This window comes from Companilactobacillus heilongjiangensis (assembly GCF_000831645.3).
Taxonomy (GTDB): Bacteria; Bacillota; Bacilli; order Lactobacillales; family Lactobacillaceae; genus Companilactobacillus; species Companilactobacillus heilongjiangensis.
On the sequence record NZ_CP012559.1, the window covers coordinates 2197965 to 2214694 of the forward strand.

Annotated in this window: 14 protein-coding genes; 6 read left to right on the forward strand and 8 right to left on the reverse strand. The window is 38.7% G+C overall.

The features are described 5' to 3' along the window. Positions 1-284 precede the first annotated feature (284 nt). Positions 285-584, reverse strand: coding sequence for a hypothetical protein (locus tag JP39_RS09870; protein ID WP_041501236.1), 300 nt, complete (start codon positions 582-584; stop codon positions 285-287). Between the two features lie 589 nt (positions 585-1173). Then, positions 1174-1461 carry a hypothetical protein gene (locus JP39_RS09875; RefSeq protein ID WP_041501235.1) on the reverse strand — a complete coding sequence of 96 codons (288 nt, stop codon included), beginning with the start codon at positions 1459-1461 and terminating at the stop codon, positions 1174-1176. A gap of 93 nt (positions 1462-1554) precedes the next feature. Here JP39_RS09875 and proB point away from each other — a divergent pair, with 93 nt between their 5' ends. The 4 genes from proB to JP39_RS09895 all read left to right on the forward strand — a co-directional run bounded on the left by proB (position 1555) and on the right by JP39_RS09895 (position 5949). Further along, the gene (proB, locus tag JP39_RS09880) at positions 1555-2367 is read left to right on the forward strand and encodes a glutamate 5-kinase (protein WP_041501234.1); all 813 of its coding nucleotides are present in this window, start codon (positions 1555-1557) and stop codon (positions 2365-2367) included. A gap of 529 nt (positions 2368-2896) precedes the next feature. Further along, positions 2897-3322, forward strand: a complete 426-nt coding sequence (locus JP39_RS09885) for a MarR family winged helix-turn-helix transcriptional regulator (RefSeq protein WP_245626327.1) — start codon at positions 2897-2899, stop codon at positions 3320-3322. Between the two features lie 799 nt (positions 3323-4121). Further along, entirely contained in the window at positions 4122-5369 is a 1248-nt protein-coding gene (locus tag JP39_RS09890; protein ID WP_041501233.1) for a glutamate-5-semialdehyde dehydrogenase, read from the forward strand. Then, on the forward strand, positions 5350-5949 hold the full coding sequence (locus JP39_RS09895; RefSeq protein WP_082330689.1) for a GNAT family N-acetyltransferase: 600 nt from the start codon (positions 5350-5352) through the stop codon (positions 5947-5949). The genes JP39_RS09890 and JP39_RS09895 overlap by 20 nt, the downstream gene beginning before the upstream one ends. 327 nt (positions 5950-6276) lie before the next feature. Here JP39_RS09895 and JP39_RS09900 read toward each other — a convergent pair whose 3' ends face one another. The 3 genes from JP39_RS09900 to JP39_RS09910 all read right to left on the reverse strand — a co-directional run bounded on the left by JP39_RS09900 (position 6277) and on the right by JP39_RS09910 (position 8474). Further along, positions 6277-6591 (reverse strand): hypothetical protein, encoded by a 315-nt coding sequence (locus tag JP39_RS09900; protein ID WP_137619739.1) that lies wholly within the window; start codon positions 6589-6591, stop codon positions 6277-6279. A gap of 325 nt (positions 6592-6916) precedes the next feature. Continuing rightward, complete coding sequence (locus JP39_RS09905; protein WP_041501231.1) at positions 6917-7111, reverse strand: hypothetical protein; 195 nt, start codon at positions 7109-7111, stop codon at positions 6917-6919. A 418-nt stretch (positions 7112-7529) separates the two neighbouring features. Continuing rightward, on the reverse strand, positions 7530-8474 hold the full coding sequence (locus tag JP39_RS09910) for a D-2-hydroxyacid dehydrogenase (RefSeq protein WP_041501230.1): 945 nt from the start codon (positions 8472-8474) through the stop codon (positions 7530-7532). A gap of 929 nt (positions 8475-9403) precedes the next feature. On the opposite strand from JP39_RS09910, the gene JP39_RS09915 reads away from it, so the two are divergent. Continuing rightward, on the forward strand, positions 9404-10123 hold the full coding sequence (locus tag JP39_RS09915; protein WP_041501229.1) for an MIP/aquaporin family protein: 720 nt from the start codon (positions 9404-9406) through the stop codon (positions 10121-10123). A gap of 259 nt (positions 10124-10382) precedes the next feature. Here JP39_RS09915 and JP39_RS09920 read toward each other — a convergent pair whose 3' ends face one another. From JP39_RS09920 to JP39_RS09930, 3 genes are all read right to left on the reverse strand, one after another. Continuing rightward, positions 10383-13274 (reverse strand): glycoside hydrolase family 84 protein, encoded by a 2892-nt coding sequence (locus tag JP39_RS09920; RefSeq protein WP_053085058.1) that lies wholly within the window; start codon positions 13272-13274, stop codon positions 10383-10385. A 240-nt stretch (positions 13275-13514) separates the two neighbouring features. Continuing rightward, positions 13515-14738, reverse strand: coding sequence for an ABC transporter permease (locus JP39_RS09925; protein ID WP_041501228.1), 1224 nt, complete (start codon positions 14736-14738; stop codon positions 13515-13517). Continuing rightward, complete coding sequence (locus JP39_RS09930; RefSeq protein ID WP_041501227.1) at positions 14731-15627, reverse strand: ABC transporter ATP-binding protein; 897 nt, start codon at positions 15625-15627, stop codon at positions 14731-14733. The genes JP39_RS09925 and JP39_RS09930 overlap by 8 nt, the downstream gene beginning before the upstream one ends. Positions 15628-15734: 107 nt before the next feature. On the opposite strand from JP39_RS09930, the gene JP39_RS09935 reads away from it, so the two are divergent. Then, positions 15735-16664, forward strand: a complete 930-nt coding sequence (locus JP39_RS09935) for a DMT family transporter (RefSeq protein WP_041501226.1) — start codon at positions 15735-15737, stop codon at positions 16662-16664. The last annotated feature ends 66 nt before the right edge of the window (positions 16665-16730 follow it).

Sequence of the window (16730 nt, forward strand, 5' to 3'; positions counted from 1 at the left end):
AGGAAACTCTCATTGACTAAATTATGACATCATAACTATTTCATGTCATGTGATTTCACAAAGTAGCCAAGATAGTGTATCAAGTTGCCGAATAGTTTTAATATATTGCCATTTTTATCAAATTATATTAAAGAGATTGTAGAAGTTTTTTAATATTGGACTTATAATTAATTTGGTTATATAGGCGAGATGTATATACCTAACAATATTTTCATTGTTATCCGTTTTGAAAGTAGTACTCCTTCTCAACTGCTTAGGAATCAGGGTTAGTGGTAGGCTCTGATTTAAAAATCTCTCGCAAAAATAAAGACTTGTGGTAGGTCTTTATTTTTTTTGCCCTTTTTTTGGAGTATTGAAAGACGGCCGCCTGTGGTTGTCAGTAGTGCAGTCTGCCATGTGACCGGTGCGAGCCAAGGTCTCGCGCCTCGATTTTGAGCTTCGCAAGGTACGCGAATCTCAAAATGCGTCAGTGGTGTAAGAGCAGAAAACCACTGCTCTAACGCCACTCTCACGGCTGTCTGCACTACTGACAACCACAGGCTAATTTTTTGGCTCAAATAATAAATTTTTCCACGATTCTTCATTTATTAATCACTGTAAAGGTTGATGCAATAGCTTATAAATATTGTAATTACCATTATTTTGCTGTCTTTGGTATTTTGCTGATCAAGAAAATATGCTGCTTATTTTCATATGATTGTAAATAGATTTTCGATTAATGAACCTGGGCTAGTTTTAACCTTTATTTCTTAAATTTGATCATCAGCGAATAGTATTAAAATATCGGTATAAGAGACAAAAAAAGACAAAGCAATTATATTTGCTTTGCCATTAGCAACTATCATGATATATCCACGGTAGTTGCTCTGCTTATCATTTATTTAAAAGTCTGTTTACCCGATTTGAATCAGTAATCACATGTGTTTAAACACTTCTACATTCAACTAATAACGGTTAACTAGTCGGAAGAGCTGGGAAATATTTGTGTGCCGTGGTAGTGGTATAAGTACGGGAGAAACTCCCGTACTTATACCACCGGACGTGTTTGGAGACTTGACGAACTGTGTCAAGGCTTCAAACCGAGGTTCGAGACCGCTTTTTGGCTCGGACCGTTCCGCACAGCTTGAGAATATTTCCCAGCTCTGGAGGCGGCATATTTAACTAGCACTCACATTATTCTTCTTTTTTATTATTATATTCGGGATCATCTAAGTCTTTTACGATATCAACGCCATAAAGATTGTTAACTTCTGCATCTTTTGGAGCTGGATGCACGACCACGATGGCAATCGCACCTTTGCTGCTAACGTAACCAACAAAGGTTGTGACTTCCTCAACGTAATATGGCAATCCGTCTGAGTGAATTATATATTGCCCAGCGACCGGCATACTTTCGATGTAAACTTTGTTCATTCGGATATAGTCGTCACCGTCATGAAGCATGATTAATATTTTATACATGAAATACACCCTTTTCTTATTCTACCTATTGTTCTATCGTAATAGTTATGGAAAATAAATACTAGTTTTAAAAACATCTATGAGGAAGAAAAAATGCAAAATAAGCGTCAGATCTATGCTGATCGAATCGTTGTCAAAATTGGTACTAGCACTTTAATTCGTCAAAATAGCAAGATCAACTTAAATGTTATCAAAGAACTTGCCAAAGTTTTGAGTACCCTCAAAAAAGAAGGCAAAGATGTCGTCCTAGTTTCATCCGGTGCTATTGGTGTCGGTATGGGAGTTTTAGGAATCGATCAACGTCCGGTAAAAATTTCGAAACAACAAGCCGTTGCTGCTGTCGGTCAAGCCGAATTGATGCAAATTTATAATGAAGCTTTCCACGAGTACGGTATGTCAGTCGCCCAAATGTTGATTACTCGTGATATAATCGATTATCCGGAAAGTCACACCAACGTAATGAACAGTTTCCAAGAATTGTTATCAATGGATAATGCCATTCCCATCGTCAACGAAAATGATACAGTCACGGTTTCTGAATTGGACCATCACACAAAATTTGGCGATAACGACCAACTTTCTGCCATTGTCACCAATTTAGTCGATGCTGACTTGTTGATTATGTTGTCAGATATCGATGGCTTTTTCACAGCCAATCCTTTGAAAGTTCCTGATGCTCAATTAGTTCCTAGCATCGATTCTATCAGTCCTGCCATTATCGCAGCCGCTGGTGGTCACGGAACAAAATATGGTACTGGTGGCATGACAACTAAGTTAAAGGCCGCTGAGCGGATTTTAAAGCACAATCAACAGATGGTCTTAACTAACGGTAAAAATCCTGACATCATCTTCAATATTTTATCAGGCGATCCTGTTGGTACACTATTTTCTAAATCAAGCGACTAGTGCCGCCTCCGGTCGTCAGTAATATAGTCCTGCTGTGAGGACCGGTTCGAGCCAAAATGCGGTCTCGAGCCTCGCTTTGAAGCCTTGCAAGACCAGCAAGTCTCCAAAGTCGTCCGTGGTGTAATTGCTAAAGCAATAACGCCACCTTCACCGCTGGACTATATTACTGACGACCTCCGGCTAGTGTATTTTGAATTTTGAAACTGTACTACTACAGAATATGGCCGGCATAATACTCGTGCCATACAATTTACAATCATGTCCATTAACAATGATGCTACAAATTCTTTCGACTGATCATATGACATTAAAAGAGCTAAATTAGTCGGAAGAGCTGAGAGTATTCATATGCAGCGAAAGTGGCGTTAGAGCTTTAGCTCTTACACCACCGGGCGTGTTGGAGACTTACCGGTTTTTGGTAAGGCTTCAACCGAGGTTCGAGACCGCCCTTTGGCTCGGGCCGTTCCACGCAGCATATGAATACTCTCAGCTCTAGAGATGGAAAACAATTAACTATTAGGAGGCGATAATGATGAATCCACAATTTCCAATTGAAAAAGCCATTATTAACCTTATAAACAGTTATAAGAATCAAATTACTAAAAAAATGCGTCCTCTTGGCCTCTATCCTGGTCAAGATATGATTTTATTGGAATTATTAAAACATGGACAGGTTTCTCAAAATAAACTTGTCGTAGAACTCTGTGTCGACCATTCAACAATTGCTAAATCCGTTCGCCGTATGGTCAGTAGTGATCTCATTCATACGGAAAAGTCTACTGAAGACAAACGTGTTACCCTCGTTAGCTTGACTGAGCATGGGCATGATCTAGCTAAAAAGGTTGAAGAAATTTGGGTCACTTCTGAGTGTTGTGCAACTGATGGTTTAAGTGAAGAAGAGCAACGTTTATTTATTGAAATGATTGATAGAATTACAAAAAATTTAAATAAGTAAGTGTTTATGTTGACGGCAACATATTAATCAACGATAACTAAAAAAACAAAATATTACTTAGACGTTAAATAGTGGATGCAGCCGTCCGCTATTTTTTTGTCTTTTGAAAAATTAATCTGCTGGGCTGCTGCCGTCTCCGTGTGTGAGGAATTCTGCCTGCTGTGGGACCGGTGCGAGCCATAGTGCGGTCTCGCGCCTCGCTTTTGAGCCCTGCAAGTTCGGCAAGTCTCAAAAGTCGTCCTATGGTATAAGGGCTTACGCCCTTACACCATATCTTCACTGCTGGCAGATTCCTCACACACGGAGACTAGATTAACTTTTTAAAAGACAAACCCGCTTTTTTATAATTGAGTTTGGTTTTACTTTAATTTGATATGAATTGATTCAAATTCCTTGGATTCAAAACCTCTTCCTATTTGTAGCACTCGTAATGGTGATGAGTGCTTTTTTGTGTATACTAGAGATACATATCTAAATATTGAAAGCGGATAACATTTCATAATTGGAATACTTTCGCAATTAATACATTTACCTATCGTCATCATTCTGATGACAAAACTATATACGAATAACCTAGCCGGAGGGTGCCGGTGGATGGTAGTACGCGGTGGAGGTGGCGTTACGGCTTTAGCCGTTACACCACAGGGCGAATTTGGATACTTGCCGAACTATGGCAAGGATTCAAATCGAAGTTCGAGACCGCCTTTTGGCTCGAGCCGGTCCTCACCGTGAACTACCATTTCACCGGCACCCGCAGGCGGCATCCTTCAATACAAAACAGTTTTAGGAGTGAAAAATCATGACAGATCTAGAAAAAATGGGTCAAAATGCCCAAAGTGCAGCTTTTGAATTAGGCCAACTTGGTACTCAAAAGAAAAATAATGCCTTATTAAACATGGCCAATGCTTTGGTACTCAACACTAAAAAAATTATTGATGCTAACAAGGAAGATATTGCTAACGCCAAGAAAAATGGTATTAAAGAAGCGATGATTGATCGTCTTTTATTAACGCCGGATCGTATCAACGATATGTCTGACGGTTTGCGTCAAGTAATGGATTTACCTGACCCTATTGGAAAAATTGAGCGTGGTTGGGAAACTGTGACTGGTCTCGATATTACTCAAGAACGTGTGCCTTTGGGTGTCATTGGCATGATTTATGAAGCCCGCCCTAACGTGACTGTCGATGCTGCTGGACTTTGTTTTAAAGCTGGTAACGCTGTAATTTTGCGTGGTGGTAAAGAAGCCATCAATTCCAATATTATTTTGTCAGAAACGCTTCGTTCAGCTCTGAAAGATTCCGGTATCACGCCTGATGCTGTCCAATTGATTGACGATGTCAGCCATGAAACAGCTCAGAAGATGATGGAATTAACTGACTACATCGACGTTTTGATTCCTCGTGGTAGCGGTAAATTTATCAAGATGGTTGTCAACAAAGCTAAGGTACCAATTATCGAAACTGGTGCCGGAAACTGCCATATTTACGTTGACAAAGGCGCTGATTTGGAAAAGGCTTTAAAGATTATTATCAATGCCAAAGTCCAACGCCCTTCCGTCTGCAATGCGGCTGAAAAAGTTGTCCTTCACAAGGATATTGCCAATCAATTTTTACCAAAACTTTACAGTGCCTTGCGCGCCAATAACGTTGAAGTCCGTGGCGATACTCTAGCTAAAGCAATCGTTCCTGACATTGTGCCTGCTACTGATGAAGATTGGGGCACCGAATACGACGATTACATCATTGCTATTAAAATTGTGGACGGCATCGATGACGCTATCAAACACATCAACAAATACAATACAAAACACAGTGAATCAATCATCACCGAAAACTATTCAGCCAGTCGCCAATTCATGAAACAAATCGACGCTGCGGTGGTTTACACAAATGCTTCAACTCGTTTCACCGATGGCCAACAATTTGGTTTCGGAGCTGAAATTGGTATCAGTACCCAAAAGCTTCACGCCAGAGGTCCTATGGGCGCCAACGAATTAACTACTACGAAATACTTGGTACAAGGCGATGGACAAATCAGAGAATAATTTCAAAATTCAACCAATTGCAAAAATCACTTCTAAACATTACCAACTTTTCTTAGCTGCTGATCCGTCTCGAGAAATTGTAGATAGTTATCTTGACCGGGCTTACCAATTTGAACTTGTGCACAATGATGAGTTATTAGGTGTGCTGTTAATGCTTGATACCAGACCGGAAACAGTGGAAATTGTGAATATTTCTGTGGATGAGTCGGTTCAAAATCACGGTTTAGGCGAAAAGTTAGTTTGTTTTGCCATTGATTGGGCTCAAAAAAGACAGTATCACACAATTGAAATTGGCACAGGTAGCACAAGTTTTGCACAGCTTTATCTTTATCAGAAATGTGGCTTTCGAGTTGTTAACATTGATCGTAACTTCTTTGTGGATAATTACGATGCTCCAATTATCGAAAATAAACTAATTTTGAGGGATATGATTCGAATGGAAAAGAAAATTAACTCTACATCAAGAGAAGTAGCCGAGAAAAATTTAGCAGAATCTATTAAAGATATACCTGTTGAACACCTTGAGAGCCAAAAGGACGTTGATAGTTGGCTTAAAGAGCATCCTGAAGATGATGAATAATAATTTATAGTCAAAAAGAACTGTAACAATCATTCGCGATTGATACAGTTATTTTTTTGATATAGGCAGTGGCTCTAAAACGAGTTACACAAGGGCAACTCCTTCCGCTTTGCCTAACTTCCCAAATCATCCGCAAAGTACGCGGATAATTCGTGAAGTCATGCAAATGCTCGGGAGCTAACCGCTCTTGTTTCACTCTCTAATTTAAAACGAGTTCCGCAGGCCAATTTCTTCCGCTTTTCATATTATTGTAAATCGCCCGCAAAAACAGCGTGCAATTCACAATAATACGAAAATGCTCGGAAATTCCCGGGCCTGCTCCACTCTCTAAGATTGTGCCACGTAATTCTTAATGAACTTATAAATATGTAAATCTTTAGCAATCAACAACATATCCCCGACCATCACTGCTGTGACAATCGCAAAGAAGAACATGATTTGATTTAACGAACCAGCATCCAACTGAATTCCTTGGAAGCGTAAATCCGTTAATAGTACATAAACAATATATCCAACTATCAAAAACTCCAACAATTCAAATGGAGCCTGAAAACGAACACCGAATCTTTTATTTAGATCACTATCTAAAGTATTTAGTTTTTCATCAGAAAAGAAAGATAATTCTATAATCGTGTTTCTCATGTTTAAAATTATTTCCAAAATCAATAATAATAACCAAAACAAGAAAACAAGCATGAATCCTATAAAACAATCACCAGATGACATTATTTTTCCTTTCACGTATCTACTTTAATTTTAATACATCTGGGTTAATTCTCAACACTATTTATTTTTGAAAACGTTGTCTTGGTAAAATATGCCAAATAATATTAATTCCATATAGACCTAAGCCTAACCATTTATACCAACAACAATTTCTGCACCTATTAATATCCTTAACTTTCTTAAAAGTTAGTTTTCATTTTATTTAAATACAAGAAAAGCACTCAACCTAATTATTGAGTGCTTACTTAATCCTCTTTAACTCTTCAACTGATAATGGTTGACTGGATTTTCTTATTTCAGTAAACCATCTACTCATTTGTTCTATTTCTTCTTTCGAATGCTGTGGCACCTCGGCACCGTACGCCTTTGATTTAAGAGCGTTATCTTCAGCGATAACTTCGTCTAATAGATCTATGTCTTTATCCGTTAAGGTCATATTATCATTTCTTTCCGAAATATTTGAGTAACATTATTATCTGGTACACATCATTACTGGGAAGATCAAGTCCATAAGGTATTTTCTTATAATAACTTCTAATCTTTATTTTTAGTGTAAATCCATTACCTTATCTTGTAAAACAAGGTGCACTCGACAGTATTTATCTTCCTTGGTACATAGCTGATATCTTTATCATTCGAGATATATCCGAATAAACCAACATATTTTCCTACTAAACTTTATTGACAAAAAAAAGTTCCTAGCAAATGAATTAACATTTACTAAGAACTCACATTTAATTATCCATTTAATATATCGAACATATACAGGAACCTCAACCAACTAGCCAAAGGATGTGAAGGATAAAGTCCGCTGGTGTGGCCTTTACCCTTCTTGCCCTCAGCAGCACACTCAACTAATAACCTGTTGAATAATTTACTTCATTAACAACGACTTCGCCATTTTCCACGTATGACTTCAAGTTGCGTTTGAAAATATCGAAGGCTCTTTCTTCATAGTGAACACTGTTGCCAGCATCGTGTGGTGTTATGATGACATTTTTCATATCCCACAATGGATTGTCGCTTGGCAATGGTTCTGGAGTTGTAACATCCAAACCGGCTCCGGCAATTTCTTCATTCTGTAAAGCTGCAATCAAATCGTCCATATTCGTTGTTTTTCCACGGCCGATATTGATGTAATAAGCTTTCTTAGACATAGCTTTGAACAATTCTTCATCAAACATGCCAATAGTTTCTTCGGTATCTGGCAAAGCGTTGACGACAAAGTGAACTTCATTGATTCTAGATTTCATTTCTGACATAGGAATCATTTCGTCAATATATTCAGTATCTTGGTCAGTTCTTCTGACACCGATTGTCTTCATTCCCAAAGCTTTGGCATATTGAGCAATCAATTTTCCAATGTGGCCCACGCCAACAATCATGACAGTCTTGTTATAAACTTCATCATAACCATCATCTTGTTTCCACTCACGGGCATCTTGATGTCTAGCGGTCAAATTCATTCGGCGCATGAACATCAACATGTAGGCCAAAGTTTGTTCCGCAATATTGATAGCATTGGCACCGGATCCGTTAGTTAAAATAACACCCTTTTCATTCAATTCACGCAAAGGCAAAGCGTCGACACCTGCACGAACAACTTGAATCCAATTCAAAGTATCGCTCTTCAAAACGGCATCTTTCAAAGTATTTGACCAGTCATATAAAACTTCGACTCCATCAAGATCTTCAGGGGTAACCTTTTTAGGAGATACCACTTTTAAATCAATACCAGAGATTGATTGAATCTTCTCTGTTTGTTTCTTTGTTAAATTAACTAAACTAAGAACCTTCATTTTTCTACCTCGTTTTTAGGATTAATTATCCAAAGATTGAAAGAGACTAACTCTTGTCACCGGAATAATAACTCAATTATATCTTTTGATAGTTAAATTCCAAGTAAAGTAATGCCATTTTTTTGAAAAACTCCAGGGATGAGCATATTCACCTGCTATGCGGACCGATTCGAGCCAAAGTACGGTCTCGAATCTCGGTTTGAAGCCTTACCAAAATTCGGTAAGTCTCCAAACACGCCCGGTGGTGTAAGAGCTAAAGCTCTAACGCCACACCCACAGCGGGTGAATATGCTCATCCCTTCCGCCTAATTTATTTCCTATAATTATAAATAATTTCATTAAGATTTTGATTATGTGTCTATATACTAAATGAACTCTACTCAATCTTAAGTGAGACCCGCAAGACAAAATACACTCCAGTCCATAAATAAACTAGTCTACGGGTGAGATGGATGAAGTCCTGCAGTGGCAGTGGTGTTAGGACGGGTGCTTTTCCCGTTCTTACAGCACAGGACGTGTTTTGAAATTCGAGTGCCTTTCTCGAAGTTCAAAACCGAGGGTCGAGACCGCATTCTGGCTCGAGCCGGTCCCACAGCGGACTTCATCCATCTCACCCGTAGGCGGAAAAAACCAAAAGCAAAAACTTGTCGATTTTTCTGAAAATGCCAAAAAATATTCGGAATGTATGATACAATATTACACGTTGCTCATTATTTGATTTATTTTACTATTTATGTTAGTGAAGATTGCCCCTTATTGGTGGAGCAATTTTTTTACGTGAATTTTAGAAAATATTCACTCATAAAAGACAAATTATTACGAATTTATACGATTTAACCCATTTCTGAGTGAATTTTAATATTCGTGTTTTGCTTAATAGTATAGGTCATGATGGGACAAATCAATTAAATTTAGGGGTAGTATTAATTATGCATTATACATTGTTAGTACGTTGTATCGCTGAATTTATCGGAACAGCTATCATGGTTGCCCTCGGTAATGGTTCAGTTGCCAACGTTGAATTAAAAGGAACGAAAGGTTTCCACGGTGGGTGGATTTTGATCGGATTCGGTTATGGTATCGGTGTTATGATTCCAGCCATGATGTTCGGTCCTATCTCAGGTGGTCAAATCAATCCAGCTATGACTTTAGCTTTGGCTTTCAATGGTGAATTTCCATGGGCCGAAGTTGGTCCATATCTAATTGCCCAATTCTTAGGTGCCATCTTTGGTCAATTGATGATTGTTGCTGCCTACAAGCCTTATTACAATCAAACAGAGAATGTTGAAAGTATTCTTGGTACTTTCTCAACAATCGATGCTGAAAACAGTCGTATGAATGGTTTCATTAACGAATTTATCGGTACCTTTATCTTGGTATTCGGTGCCGTAGCATTAACTTCTGATCATATCGACCCTCGTGCCGACTTTATCGGACTTGGATTCTTGGTTATGTGTTTGGTCGTTTCATTCGGTGGTCCTACAGGTCCCGCTTTGAACCCTGCTCGTGATCTTGGTCCTCGTATCTTGCATGCATTATTACCTTTAAATCCAAAGGGTTCTTCCCAATGGAAGTACAGTTGGGTACCAGTTGTTGCTCCAATACTTGGTGCCGTTTGTGCCGTTAAACTTTACGGACTATTCTTTTAAATAATGAAAATTTTGGACAATCTGGTGAAAACTAGGTTGTCTTTTTGTTTCCGCCTACGGTTGACAGTGATTTTTCGCCTGCTGTGAGGACCGGTTCGAGCCAAAGGGCGGTCTCGAGCCTCGCTTTTGAGCCGAAAACCACGTCTCAAAAGACGTCCGGCTCTTTGTCTCTGTTATATATTACGTCAAAAAAGCCAGCTTCAATTGTAAGTTGGCTTTTTTGGGTTATCTTATTCGATTCTTGTTCCGCTAGAAATTCCTATTTACTACTCAACCCAAACTCATTTATTACAAACTCAGATGTATTACTATCAATTACTAGCTTAATGCCATCAATCGACCCACCTTCTATTTTTAACTTGGTTAATGACTGGTTATCCTCAACTCGACCTAATTCTTGCCATTTATTATTTTGATGGACATAGATAGTCCCACTAACCTTACCTGCTAGGTAAATTGTTTTAGCATCGGTCGATTCGAAGGTCTGTTCAATTGTTCCGGTTGTTTGACTGTCAGTTAGCATCCCGGTGAATGCTGTCTTGACGGTTCCATCAAACATCCCCTTGGAACTCGAATTATCAGTTGCTTGAATATTGTTGATACTCAAGCCCGTCTTACCGAAAACAGAAATATTTCTAATTTGGAGCCAATTGTCTGAATCGCTTGTGGCTGTGATAAAGATATATCTGGCTTTGATTGGTTGGTTCAAATCTAATTGATAATTTCCAGTCGGTGTCACTTCCCCAATAGCAAATTTATCGCTACCGTCAGCTGAATTTCCAGCATAGATTGTGGCCGCTTTAAAAATATCACCTGATGTTGCATCATCTGAAATACCTTGATGTAGATTGATTCTTTGGATTTCTTGGCTTTCCTTCAAATCCACAGTGACTGTGTCGCCTGTTTTGATACTGCGATTACTCCAGAATTTCGTATTAAGGTCATTGTCGTTCATATTGCCTGGAGCGTAATCGCCATTTTGTGGAATATTGGTTGTAGCCGTACTTGCCAATTGAGCTGTGCCTGTAACTAAAGTCTTCGTTCCCAAATATCCATCGACTGCTTGATTAGCTTTAGCAACAAAACTTTCAAACACGCCATCCCCAACTGTTGGTGTCAGCACTAAGTCAGGCTTTCCAGTCCGATTGTCTGGCAAAGATTTCTCATTGGCTAATTTAACTTGTTCATTGAGAGTACTGAAACTAGCACTCAACTTGTCAGTCTGATTACTCTTGATTGCATCCATGATTTCCACGCTTGCAATCATCGCTTTCCCCCAGTGACTAGCGGCATTGATCCATGGCAACGAGTCATTATAAAAACCACTTGTTTTCATCTTCTGCAATGTCGTTGGCATGTTACTAATGATATCCAAACGATCCAACAAATCCTTCTTGGCCTCTTGATAAGCTGCCGTACCGTAGTCTGCTTGTTCAAATTTATTCACAAAGTTTGATAAGATTGGCGCATGTACTTGGTCTTCTTCAGTCGCATAATTCCAATATTGATTCAAGTCAACAAACTGCTGCATAGCAACAACTACTTCTGGATCGCCACCAGCTAGTTCTCGAATCGTGTCTTGTAGATTTGCGTCCGGATTATATTTGTCAGCGTTCCACATGTAGTCACCATAACTAGATAAGCCAATCCACGAAGCATATGGTTGAACCATTGGATTACTTGTGAACCCATCCATGATTTGATAAAGCTTTTTACTTCTACTTCTGACCGGATTGAGATACAAACGTTCTTGATCTGAATCGTTTACTGGAAAATTATCCCAAATAAAAATGTGGTCCGTATGATATGTCTCTTTAGCTTTTTCAACTGACTCATTCGTGATATCACCTGAAAAGACGCCTTCACCTGTCCATTGCACACGAATGTTTTTGTCCAAAGCCTCACCTTGAGCTTCTTTGAATGGATCTCGCTTGGAACCGTTGTAATTAGTTGGCACTAACCAGAGGTCTGGTAAATTATTTTTCTTAACGTAATCTCTTTGGACCTTGTTCACGTAAAAGGCTTGAGCATCAGCCAAACCTGACCATGGATTATTGGGATAGTTAGTTGTCGGATGATTTTTAAAAATTGCGGCATCGGCATCTGTCATCCCCAAAGGAATATCATCTAAAGCAATGTAAAATTGGGTCACGCCGATTGACTTCAATTGATTTAGCTTGGCGGCTGTCTTGTCGAAGTCTTCCTTACTAGAATATGTAATGTCATTACCAGGTGATAATGTATAAACGAATTGCACATGATTCTTCTTAGCCGCATAAATTAAATCTTTAATCTGGTCGAGTTTATCTTGTGGATAAAGTTCTTTCCAATTCTTCCGCAAGTAGTCATCATCTTTAGGTGAATAGATGTAAACATTCATTTTGTGATCACCCATGAATTTAAACAAATCCTTACGAGCTTGTTGTGACCAAGGTTCGCCATAAAATCCTTCAATCACACCACGAATTGACATCTGGGGCGATTCGGAAATGTTAATTTTAGATAAATCGGATTTTTTAGCGATTAGATTATTCAAATGATTGATGCCATAAAATAATCCGGTAGCATCTTTTCCTTGAACGACCAAAGTTTTCTTACTATTAACTACGCCACTCTTAATCAAATAACCGTCGTCGTTCAACTTAGCCGCTGTCGTTGCGTCCATATTTGCCAACTGTTGATCGACCACTTTGTCTCCAGCCAGTCCAAAATATGCTTGGTCAACGTTGACTTGGTTGGCGTTCATCGTGTCTGTAGTCTTCTGAATCTCTTGATAAGTCTGTGTATCTTCAACTGAATTGCCGATTGTTGTCGTCACCGCCTTAGTTGATTTAGTTGCGACTGCTTTCGTTGGCGCTTGTTCGGTCGCAATATCGGAGGATGCCTGAACTTCATAATAAGCACTCACCTTATTGGTATCACTAGTATTGTCTGTTGCAGTCGAATCTGTTTCTTTGGCGCTAGGATCAGTTGGAGCTGTTGCCGTATCAGTATCGTTCGTACTTGTGGAAACTGTCGCATCCGTTTCATCAGCGTGAACTGTGGTTGGCGAACTGATGAAAACTAGCATTGCACTAAAAGTAGTCACGCCGAGTAAAAACAGCTTTTGACTACTTCTGAAACCCCCATGTTGATTCTGTTTTGCAGACATATATTTAATACCCCTTTCCTCTATACGTGGAGTATACCTGCAAGCAAAACGCTTTCATATACATTTTGTATAAAAAATACCACTATAAATGCAATTTAATATGCAAATATAATGGTATTTATTTTTATTGCCACCTCCGGATGCCAGATGATTGTTCCAGCTACGCAGGTACATTCTCTGGTATCCTCCGGCTAGTTTATGTCTAACTTTAGGAATAAAAGACTAATTAAAACCAATCTTCTATTTAGTATATGAAACTCCTCTTTTAAATCTCTTCCAGAAACTTGAATCGTCTGTTTGTAACATCAATCCTTGATAGATTTTTCCAATGTATCCTGCTAAAAGAACGATACTCAACGCTAAAATCACAATCGACAAGACAATCTCTAATGTTGATGCGTCGTTGTTGATTATTCTTAACGGCATGAAATATGTTGAGAAAAATGGAATATACGAAAGTACTTTTACTACCATCGAATCGAGGTTATTTTGGAATGGGAAAGTGATGAAGAACGCTGCTAGATTCAACATAATAACTGGTTGAGCAGCTTTCGAGGCATCTTCTGCTTTGGCTACCAATGCTCCGGAAAATGCGGCCAAAATTGTATAAATTACTACGCCTAGCAACAAATAAATCAGATTGACACTTAATAAATTTTTCAAAACTGATGTTATCAACGATTGATACTCATGCATAAACGGCTTGGTTAGGGACGAGTTTTGGGCAAAGACATACGCTCCCCATCCGCCTAATAGATAAATCAAAACTTGTGTCAAAATCACTAACATCACTCCAAAGATTTTTCCCAAGAAATATTTCACGGCTGTTGTGCTGGAAAAAATAATTTCCATAATCTTAGTCCCTTTTTCAGAAGCAATTTCTTGAGCGGTAATGGTTGTATAGGTAATTAAAATTATATAAACCATAACAACTGTGATCCAGAATGAAAGTTGCTTAGCTATATTTGCCGTTCCAGCGCTCTTCTTGATTGATTCTTTCAATACCGGTTGTTGCTGTAAAGTTTTAATTTGGCCAGTGGTTAATTTGGCATTGGCAAGATTTAATTGTTGCTGTGTCTGCATTAAATAATTATTAATACGAGACTTCGTACCCGTTCCTAGTGAGGTTGTCCCTGTATAATGGGCACTGACCTTGCCAGAAACTATCTCTAATTCCAAATATCCAGCTAATTTGTTATGATTCATTTTCTTAGTAGCTGTCTTTTTATCAGTAACTGATTTATTGACATCGTCTTTATTACTCTTGATAAAACTGTTGCGCAACTGTGGCTGAGTACTGATAACTGCAATCTTATCGGCACCTTGGTTACTTTGAGCACCCATATAACCGGCACCAATGGAAATCCCAAACATCAAGAATGGTCCTAAAATTAATAGTACGAAACTCCACGACTTGATTTGACGTAGAAATGTTTCCATCGTAACAATCCAAAGTTTATTCATCTTTTTCACCTGCTTTCAAACGGAAAATTTCATCCAAAGTTGGTGGCTGCTGACTGAATTCTTCGATATATTTACCTTGAGTCAACTTATCAAAAATCTCTTCACCGGCTGTTTCATCATCTAAATCTAAGACGAAACGTTTCTCCTCGTGCCGTTCAACTTTGATGACATGTGGCAAGTTTTCTAATTGTTCTTTCGTCCAATCCGTCGTCACTAAAATTCTGGTTTTACCAAATGATTGGCGAACTTCACGAACAGTTCCATATAAAATAGCCCGTCCATTACGCAACATAACCAATTTGTCACACAATTCCTCAACGTTTTCCATATCGTGACTGGAGAAAATAATGGCTGCTCCCTGCTCTTTGGCAGTTAAGATGGCTTGTTTCAAAAGGTCGGCGTTGACCGGATCTAGTCCACTAAAAGGCTCATCCAAAATTATCAGCTTAGGTTTATGAATTAGGGTACAAATTAATTGAACTTTCTGCTGATTCCCTTTTGATAAATCCTTAATTCTATCTTTCTTATTCCCCTTAACCGCAAATCGTTGTAGCCACGTATCAATTTGGGGGCGAATCTCTTTGGCCGATTTATCTTTGAGTCGTGCCAAATAAATAATCTGTTGTTCAATCGTTAATTTGGGCATCAAACTACGTTCTTCGGGCAAATAACCAATCTCATCAAAGACTGACTCAGTTATCGGTTGCCCATTCCACGTGATTGTTCCGGAATAGTTGAGAAAGTTCAAAATACTGTGAAAAGTAGTCGATTTTCCGGCACCATTTTGGCCAATTAATCCCATAATTTGGCCGTCAGCTACATCAAATGAGACATCATTTAAAGCTTGCAATGATCCGAAATTCTTACTAATATCTTGGATTTTGAGCATAAGCGTTCCTCCTATATAAAACGAATTATACAGTACTAAATATTTCTTTGCTTGAGAGATATCATCAGTGTTAGCATGATATTTAACATGTCTTAGGGGAGATTTTTATGACAGACAAACAAAAGGGGTTCTTTTACGCGATTGCTGGTCCCGTACTCTGGGGATTTTCTGGCAGTATCGCCCAATATTTATTTACACAAGAAAACATCCCAACACAGTGGATCGTGGGTATTCGCTTGATTTTCGCCGGTTTAATGCTAGTTATCTGGTGTTACTTCGTTGATTCTAAAGAATTATTCGCCATCTTAAAGAAACCACGCTATGTCGTGCAACTGTTGGCATTTGGACTTTTGGGGATGTTACCGGCACAATACACATACTTTATGGCGATTAAATATGGCAATGCGCCAACCGCCACTGTTTTACAATTTTTAGGGCCATTATTCATCATCTTATACATCTCATTGAGAAAACTACAACTGCCAAGAAGAATTGACGTAATATCCATTTTCTTAGCCCTTCTAGGGACTTTTCTCTTAGTGACACACGGACACATTAATCAGCTAATGTTGTCACCTGCGGCCGTTTTATGGGGAGTTGGAGCTGGTATCAGTCAGGCATCATATACATTATTGCCAAGAGAATTATTAAAACGTTTCGATGCGAGAATTGTCACCGGCTGGTCAATGTTATTAGGCGGCATCGTCTTCGCACCATTCGCCAACTTGACCCACGTGCCAGCAATGACACCAACAGCTTGGATCTGTATTATTTTCATCGTTACCGGTGGAACAATGTTTTCATATCTATTCTATCTACAAAGTCTCAACTATCTAACACCAGCAACAACCGGAATGTTAAGTGCGTTCGAGCCACTAACAGCAACATTTCTAGCTGTAACAGTGTTAAAAACACACGTCAGCGCTGCCGAATTAGCGGGAGCATTGCTAATCTTAGGTATTACCTTCTTACAAGCATTGCCGCCCAACCTATTCAATTTAAGGCACTATCAAAAAAATCATTCTTCCGATAATTAGGAGGAATGATTTTTTTGTTTTTAAAAGTTTTTTGACCATTTTAATTAAAGCGGACGAAAACTTACA

Bases quoted from the DNA above. Each gene is read 5' to 3' on its own strand.
- JP39_RS09920 (WP_053085058.1), bottom strand. From the start codon at position 13,274: ATGTCTGCAAAACAGAATCAACATGGGGGTTTCAGAAGTAGTCAAAAG.
- JP39_RS09915 (WP_041501229.1), top strand. From the start codon at position 9,404: ATGCATTATACATTGTTAGTACGTTGTATCGCTGAATTTATCGGAACA.
- JP39_RS09930 (WP_041501227.1), bottom strand. From the start codon at position 15,627: ATGCTCAAAATCCAAGATATTAGTAAGAATTTCGGATCATTGCAAGCT.
- JP39_RS09925 (WP_041501228.1), bottom strand. From the start codon at position 14,738: ATGAATAAACTTTGGATTGTTACGATGGAAACATTTCTACGTCAAATC.
- JP39_RS09905 (WP_041501231.1), bottom strand. From the start codon at position 7,111: ATGACCTTAACGGATAAAGACATAGATCTATTAGACGAAGTTATCGCT.
- JP39_RS09885 (WP_245626327.1), top strand. From the start codon at position 2,897: ATGATGAATCCACAATTTCCAATTGAAAAAGCCATTATTAACCTTATA.
- JP39_RS09890 (WP_041501233.1), top strand. From the start codon at position 4,122: ATGACAGATCTAGAAAAAATGGGTCAAAATGCCCAAAGTGCAGCTTTT.
- JP39_RS09895 (WP_082330689.1), top strand. From the start codon at position 5,350: ATGGACAAATCAGAGAATAATTTCAAAATTCAACCAATTGCAAAAATC.
- JP39_RS09900 (WP_137619739.1), bottom strand. From the start codon at position 6,591: ATGAGAAACACGATTATAGAATTATCTTTCTTTTCTGATGAAAAACTA.
- JP39_RS09910 (WP_041501230.1), bottom strand. From the start codon at position 8,474: ATGAAGGTTCTTAGTTTAGTTAATTTAACAAAGAAACAAACAGAGAAG.
- proB (WP_041501234.1), top strand. From the start codon at position 1,555: ATGCAAAATAAGCGTCAGATCTATGCTGATCGAATCGTTGTCAAAATT.
- JP39_RS09935 (WP_041501226.1), top strand. From the start codon at position 15,735: ATGACAGACAAACAAAAGGGGTTCTTTTACGCGATTGCTGGTCCCGTA.
- JP39_RS09875 (WP_041501235.1), bottom strand. From the start codon at position 1,461: ATGTATAAAATATTAATCATGCTTCATGACGGTGACGACTATATCCGA.
- JP39_RS09870 (WP_041501236.1), bottom strand. From the start codon at position 584: ATGAAGAATCGTGGAAAAATTTATTATTTGAGCCAAAAAATTAGCCTG.